Origin of the sequence: Nonomuraea rosea, assembly GCF_039539705.1 — a bacterium.
Classification (GTDB): domain Bacteria; phylum Actinomycetota; class Actinomycetes; order Streptosporangiales; family Streptosporangiaceae; genus Nonomuraea; species Nonomuraea rosea.
Window position 1 is genome coordinate 172,551 of record NZ_BAABDQ010000027.1, and the last position, 7,813, is coordinate 180,363.

Annotated in this window: 3 protein-coding genes; all 3 read left to right on the plus strand. The window is 71.1% G+C overall.

What is annotated here, in order from left to right; all coding sequences use genetic code 11:
* Positions 1 to 529: 529 nt before the first annotated feature.
* Positions 530 to 1,282, plus strand: a complete 753-nt coding sequence (locus tag ABEA43_RS44420; RefSeq protein ID WP_345571956.1) for a sigma-70 family RNA polymerase sigma factor family protein — start codon at positions 530 to 532, stop codon at positions 1,280 to 1,282.
* Between the two features lie 34 nt (positions 1,283 to 1,316).
* On the plus strand, positions 1,317 to 1,802 hold the full coding sequence (locus ABEA43_RS44425; RefSeq protein WP_345571957.1) for an Ohr family peroxiredoxin: 486 nt from the start codon (positions 1,317 to 1,319) through the stop codon (positions 1,800 to 1,802).
* A gap of 194 nt (positions 1,803 to 1,996) precedes the next feature.
* A partial coding sequence (locus ABEA43_RS44430; RefSeq protein WP_345571959.1) for an RHS repeat domain-containing protein occupies positions 1,997 to 7,813 on the plus strand: 5,817 nt, incomplete at its 3' end.

The window sequence follows — 7,813 nt, forward strand, 5'->3', positions numbered from 1 at the left end:
CTCTCCGCCGTGGCCGCCCGCCGGCGCGGAGGGTAACGCCGCGTACGTGCGCGACGTGATCGCCAGTGTCGGCGCGTCTCGGGTGGCGGCGTGATGCCGGCATCGGCGCGTCTCGGGTCGCCGTCCGGCGGCGGCGAGTTCTGGATCGCCGAGGAGAGGCCGCCAACTCTGCGCCGGCCCGGACGCCGGCGAGGCCGCGCTGATGGCGGTGATCCAGCGGCCGGTCACTGAGCGGGCGCGTCCCTTCGACCTTTCTGGTGCCGGTCACCACCCGCCAGCCCGTCAACGTCGCCACGCCCGCCCGCGCGGGCTTCCGCCACGTCATGTGGATCGTCAGCTCGCCGGACTCGATGCGATCCCGCTCTGACCTGGGCTATCCGGTACGGCGTCACAAAAGCACAGGCTGTCCGGTCTTACTTGCCGACACCGAAAGGCCGAAAGACCGGAAGAGCGACACCGGGAAGAACAGAGGGCGCCGTGCGGACGATCCCGCCGGCCGGTGCCCTCTCAGCTGCGAGGACGGCAGGACATGACCGAGGTGGGCGCCGGGACGCTGGCGGAGATGCTCGACGAACGGCAGCATCTGCTTGAGATCGCCCGGTGGATGTTCGGTTCGCCCGTCACAGCCGACCGGATCGTCCAGGAGACCTATCGCCGCTGGTACGCCCTCGGCGATGCGGAACGCGCCGGCATCACGGTGCCGCGAGCCTGGCTGACCCGGGTCGCCGGGGGCCTCTGCCTGGAGTTGCTCGCCGCCCCAGTCGCTGCCCCGCCGAGCCCGTCGCTGCGAAGCCCGGTCGGGCTGCCCACTGCCGACGATGCGGTTTGCCGGCCGGAGCCGGGCATCGGCTCGGCGCAGCAGTGGGCCACGTCCCGGCAGGCGATGCTCGCCCGGCATGATCGGGTCGCGCGCCGGTTCGCCGCGGCGTGCGAGGCGGGGGATGCGGCGGCGCTGAAGGCGGTGCTGGCGGCGAAGGCGATGGTCGTGAGCGACGGCGGTGGCAAGATACGCGCCGCGGTACGCCCGACCCACGGCGCGGACGCGGTCGCCCGATTCGTCACGACGTTGCTCGGCCGGACCGGCGCCGATATGGCCGTCCAGCCGGAGATGGCCGTTAAGACCGTTGTGGCCGTCGAGTCGGTGAACGGCCGGACGGGTCTGGTGTTGCGCCGGGAGGGCCAGGTCGTGGCGGCGGTCAGCGTGAGTGTCGCCGAAGGCGAGGTCACCGCCGTCTGGATCGTGCTGAACCCCGACAAGTTGCAGCACTGGCACCGCCCATGAATAGCCGAGTGCATGCGGATGAAAGGCGGAACCGGTGAACGACCCGGCCCTGTCCACGGACCACGACCACAGCGGCGCCACGTTCAAGCCGCTCTACGTCACGAGCGTCGCCGTGAGCGGCGGCAGCTCCGCCCACGGCCGGGCGAGCGGCCGGGCCCGCTCCGCCGACGGCGCACTCGACCTGGAGCTGCGCATGCCCGGCGAGCTCGGCGGCGACGCCACCGGCCCGAACCCCGAGCAGCTCTTCGCCGCCGGATACGCCGCCTGCTTCCACGGCGCCCTCAGCCTGCTGGCCCGCGGGCACCTCCTCGACCCGGGACCGATCACGGTGGCGGCGACCGTCTCCGTCGGCCGCGACCCCGCGGACGGCGGCTACCGGCTGCGCGCCGACCTCGTCGTCACCTGGCCCGGAGCCGACCGGGAGACGGTCACCCCGTTGCTCGCCCAGGCGGCCGCGCTGTGCCCGTACGCGAAGATGACCCGCCAGGGCATCCCCGCCACCATCAGCCTCGCCCCCTGACCGGCGCGGTTGGCGGATGTTTTCGGGCCTGACAACGAGTAGAAAGAAAATTTGAGCAGAATGAGCAAAAGCCCGGATTGACGGCTTGACCGGGGGACGATCCGAGCGTCGATCCAAGATCGCGGATGCGTCCGGGTGCTTCGGGCCGCCGCGACCCACCCGTGCGGTATGCCCCCGACCCCCGGAGAAGGCACATGGATCTACCGAGTGAGTTAGACCTGCCCGAATCCCGATGGAACGGCCTGCAACCACCCTCCCAGGAGCCGGTCCGCCCGGACAGCTCCTGGAACCGCTTCGAAGGCGTCAAACCCGAATCGCGCTGGCCGCGCCGGCTGGCCCCCATCCTCTCGGTCGTCCTCCTGGCCGAGATGGCGTACGCCGTCCCCGCCCAAGCGGCCCCTCGCGCGGCTCCGTCCGTGCAGCGGGAGGCGCCGGTCAAGGGCGGCAAGGTGCCCGTACTGCCGCCGCTGGCCGATCCCGTACAGAAACAGGTGTGGAAAGCGCCACCGGGGACGGCCTGGCCGAAACCACAGAAGGCCGAGCTGGGCGGCGCGGCCACCACCCTGGCGGCCGGCTTCCCCGTAAGGCTGGCCGCCGGGACGGCGAAGGCCGCGCAGGCCCCCGCCCCCGTCAACGTCGAGCTGCTCGACACCGACCTGCTCGGCCTGGCCCTCCGGGTCACGCCAGGCCAGGGCGTGGCGGCGGCCAAGACCGCGAAGTCCCGCCTGGAGATCGACTACTCCGGCTTCCGCTACGCCTACGGCGGCGACTACGGCTCCCGCCTGCGCGTGGTCAAGCTGGAGGAGTGCGCGCTCACCGCCGCCGCGAACTGCCCGGCGCCGCAGCCGGTGAAGAGCGACAACAACGCGGCGAACGGCACGGTGACCGCCGAGGTCGAGACCACCGGCCTGTACGCGCTCACCGCGGCCGCGTCCGGCCCGTCGGGCGACCACGCGGCCACCTCTCTGGCGGCGTCGGCCAAGTGGAGCGTGGGCACCCAGTCCGGCGACTTCAGCTGGGGCTACGAGCTTCGCACCCCGCCCGCGCTGGGCGGTGAGGAGCCGGGCATGTCGCTGGGCTACTCCTCGCAGAGCGTGGACGGCCGCACCGCCTCCACCAACAACCAGGCCGGTTGGGCCGGTGAGGGCTTCGAGCTGAACCCCAGCGGCTACGTCGAGCGCCGTTACAAGTCCTGCATGATCGACGGCAAGAAGACCGGCGACCTGTGCTGGGACCAGGACAACGCCACCATGTCCCTGGGTGACTCGGCCATCGAGCTGGTCAAGGACGCCACGACGAAGCAGTGGCGGCCCAAGCGCGACGACGGCACCCGTATCGAGGCGCTCACCGGGGCGACCAACGGCGACAACAACGGCGAATACTGGCGCGTCACCACGTCCGACGGCTCGCAGTACACCTTCGGCCTGAACCGGCTGCCCGGCTGGGCCACCGGCAAGGCGGAGACCAGGTCGGTGCAGACGGTGCCGGTGTTCGGCAACAACAGCGGCGAGCCCTGTTACAGCAGCACCCCGGCCAACGCCTGGTGCCAGCAGGCCTACCGGTGGAACCTCGACTACGAGGTGGACACGCACGGCAACGCCACCACGTACTGGTACGCCCAGGAGAAGAACTACTACGGCCGGAACATGAAGCCCGAACAGGGCACCGTGTACGACCGCGCGGGATACCTCACCCGCATCGACTACGGCTACCTGCAGAACGAGCTGTTCACGAAGGCCCCGGCCGCCCGCGTCGTGTTCGACGTGGCCGAGCGCTGCCTGCCCGGCGGCGCCATCACCTGTGCCGCCGACCAGCTCAAGAAGGAGACCGCCGGCAGCTGGCCGGACGTGCCGTTCGACCAGATCTGCGACTCCGGGGTGAAGTGCACCGACCGCCTCGCGCCGACGTTCTTCACCCGCAAGCGCCTGGCCAAGGTCACCACCCAGATCCTCAACACCGACACCGCCAAGTGCTCCGGCGCGCAGTACTGCGCGGTGGACTCGTGGGCGCTGAACCACCAGTTCCCGGCCTCCGGCGACGGCATGAGCCCGGCGCTGTGGCTGGCGTCGATCCAGCAGACGGGGCATGTCGGCGGCACGCTGTCGCTTCCCCCTGTCACGTTCACCGGAGTCCAGCTGGCCAACCGGGTGGACGCGAACGAGGGCCGCGCCCCGCTGGTCAAGTGGCGCGTCCAGGCGATCGGCAACGAGTCGGGCGGTGAGCTGCGGATCAACTACTCGGCCGCCGACTGCAAGCCGGGCGACGTGCCGGCCGCCGACAAGAACGCCAGGCGGTGCTTCCCGCAGCGCTGGGCCCCGCCCAACGAGGCGGAGGTCACCGACTGGTTCCACAAGTATCTGGTCACCCAGACGATCGAGGTCGACCGGGTGGCCGGGTCGCCGAACGTGGTCACCGACTACGAGTATCTCGACGGCGCCGGCTGGCGCTACGCCGAGAACATCCTGGTCAAGCCGGAGCATCGCACGTGGTCGGACTACCGCGGCTTCGGCCGGGTGCGCGTCCGCGAGGGCGACGGGCAGGACGGCAAGCGCACGCTCAAGGAGTTCAGGTACTTCCGCGGCCTGCACGGCGACAAGCAGGCCGACGGCACCAAGCGCACGGCGCAGGTCGAGGACACCGAGGGCGGCAAGCTCGACGACCTGGACCAGCTCGCGGGCTTCGAGCGCGAGGAGATCCTCTTCGACGGCGACGGCGGGGCGGTCATGACCGCGACCGCGGAGGAGCCGTGGTCGGTCAAGACCGCGGAGTCCACGCAGGGCGGCGTCACCAAGGCCGCGTACGTGGTCCAGCCCAAGTCCATGGTCACCAGGACCGCCCTCACAGGCGGCACGTGGCGGCGTACCGGCGAGGAGCGCGCGTACGACGCCAAGGGCCTGCTCCTGCAGGTGGACGAGAAGAACGACCTGGCCAGCACCGACGACGACCGGTGCACCCGCCTGTCGTACGCCCGCAACGACACGTCCTGGATGCTCGACTACCCCAGCAGGGTCCAGAAGGTCGCCGCCGGTTGCGGCACCGCCGTGTCCACGCTGGCCGCCGGTGAGGTGATCTCCGACGAGAAGGTCCAGTACGACGGCCAGGCGCACGGCCAGGCCCCGACCAAGGGCGACGTGACCACGGTCCAGGAGCTCGTCTCCGCGGACGGCGCGACAATCACCGGCAGCACCCGCACGTACGACGCCTACGGCAGGGAGACCAGCGAGACGGACCCGGTGGGCACCAAGTCCGTCACCACCTACAGCCCGGCCGCGGGCGCCCCGGCGACGGAGACCACGGAGACCAACCAGCTCGGGCACGTCGAGCGCACCCAGCTCGAACCGGCCTGGGGCGAGCCGATCGCCGAGGTCGACGCGAACAACCGCCGCGTCGACCTGGAGTACGACCCGCTCGGCCGCCTGACCAAGGTCTGGCAGGGCGACCGCAGCAAGTCGGCCGGGCAGTCGCCCAGCACCGAGTACGCCTACACGGTGCGCACCGACGGCCCCAGCGTCGTCACCACCAAGACGCTGCGCGCCGACGGCGGCTACACGGCCAGCCACGAGCTGCACGACGGCCTGATGCGCGAGCGCCAGACCCAGGAACCCGCGCCCCCGGACGACCAGGCGACCGATCCCGCGCTGCGTGACGGCCGCACGATCACCGACACCTTCTACAACTCGCAGGGCGAGCAGTACAAGTCGAACACCGGCTACTTCGCCACCGGCGCACCCGCCACGGACCTGCTGGCGGTGGCCGACACCGACGTGCCCAACCAGGTCGTGTCGCTGTTCGACGGCGCGGGAGAGGTCAACGCCGAGATCCTCAAGGCGAAGGGCGCGGAGAAGTACCGGGTGACCGCCAAGCAGGAGGGCGACCGGGTCCACGTGACGCCGCCGCCGGGCGGCACCGCCACGACGCGGATCGGCGACGCCGAGGACCGGCTCATCGAGCTGCGCCAGTACAAGGGATCCACCCCCACCGGCGCGTACGAATCCACGAAATACACCTACGACCACGCCGACCGGCCGTCCACGGTGACCGATCCGGCGGGCAACGTCTGGCGCCACCACTACGACCTGCGCGGCAGGGAGATCAAGACCGAGGACCCGGACAAGGGCGTCACCACGACGACGTACAACGACGCCGACGAGATCGTCACCACCACGGACGCCCGTGGCAAGACGTTGTGGTACGGCTATGACGGCCTGGGGCGCAAGACGCAGCTCCGCGCGGGCTCCGCGACCGGCACCCTGCTGGCCGAGTGGAAGTACGACGCGCTGGCCAAGGGAGAGCTGGACGCCAGCATCCGCTATGTCGGCGGGCAGGCGTACAAGGCCGAGATCAACGCCATCGACACCGACTACCGCGCGCTGCGCCAGACCGTCACCATCCCCGAACGAGAGGGCAAACTGGCTGGCTCGTACGTGCTCAACACCCGCTACACGCTGGACGACCAGGTCCAGTCCGTGAGTTTCCCGGCGGGCGGCGGGCTGGCCGAGGAGTCGGTCGTCTACGGCTACGACGGCCTCAGCCAGCCGATCAAGGTCAGCGGCCTGTCGGCGTACGTGAACGCGATCCGTTACTCGAAGATGGGCGAGACCCTCCAGTACGAGCTGGGCGAAGGGACCAAGAAGGCCTGGCTCACCTACACCCACGACGAGGCCACCCGCAGGCTGACCGGCATGCGGCTGGACCGGGCCGGAGCCGCCGCCACCGACCTGAACCTCGGCTACACCTACGACGCGATCGGCAACGTCACCAAGATCGCCGACAGGGCCGGCGGCCAGGACACGCAGTGCTTCACGTACGACCATCTGCGCCGGATGACCTCCGCGTGGACGGCCACCGACGACTGCGCCGGCGGCACCCCGACGGCCGGCAAGATCGGCGGTGTGGCCCCGTACGCGGTCAGCTACGCCTATGACGTCACCGGCAACCGGACCAAGGAGACCAAGCACGCCTGGGGCGGCGCGGCGGAGAGCGTACGCACCTCCACGTATCCGGCGGCGGGCGGCAAGCAGCCGCACGCGCTCCAGACCGTCGGCTCCGACCTGTTCGAGTACGACGCGGCCGGCAACACCACCCGGCGCAAGGCCGGCACCTCCGATCAGAGCCTGGTCTGGGACGCCGAGGGCAACCTGGAGTCGGTGACCGACGCCGGCAAGACGACGTCGTTCCTCTACGACGCCGACGGCGACCGGCTGATCCGCAAGACCCCCACCGACGCCACCCTCTACGTCGACGACATGGAGCTGCGCTTCGACTACGCCAAGGACGTCGTCGAGCAGACCCGCTACTACACCGTCCACGACCAGCCCATCGCCGTACGCACCCCCGACAACCAGGTCTCCTTCCTGGCCGACGACCACCAGGGCACCGCGCACGCCGCGGTGAACGCCGAGACCGGCGACCTGGCCGTCCGCAGGCAGACCCCGTTCGGGGAGGATCGCGGAGCACCGCCATCGTGGTGGCCGGGGCAACGCGGGTTCGTCGGCGGCACCAAGGACGCGACCACCGGGCTCGTCCACCTGGGCGCCCGCGACTACGACCCCAGGAACGGCCGCTTCCTGTCGGCCGACCCGATCATCGACGAGGAGGACCCGCAGCAGCTCAACGCCTACGCCTACGCCAACAACAGCCCCGTCACCATGAGCGACCCCGACGGGCAGCTGATCTGGTTCGCCGCCGCCATCGCGGCGCGGATCGCGGCGCAGATGATCGCCAGAAGGCTGGCCATAGCCGCCGCCAGGCGGGCGGCGCTGGCCGCGGCCAGGCGCAGGGCCGCCGCGGCGGCCAAGCGCGCCCTTGAGGCGGCCAAGCGGAAAGCCGCGGAAGCGGCCAGGAAGAAGGCGGCCGAAGCCGCCAGGAAGCGGGCGGCGGAGGCAGCCAAGAAGAAGGCCGCGATGGCGGCCAGGAAGAAGGCCGGCAACGCCCGGCTGCGGGCCGTCGCCGCGGCGGCCGAGCGAAGGGCGGCGGAGGTCGCGCGCCGGGCGGCGGCGCCCAGGCGGCGG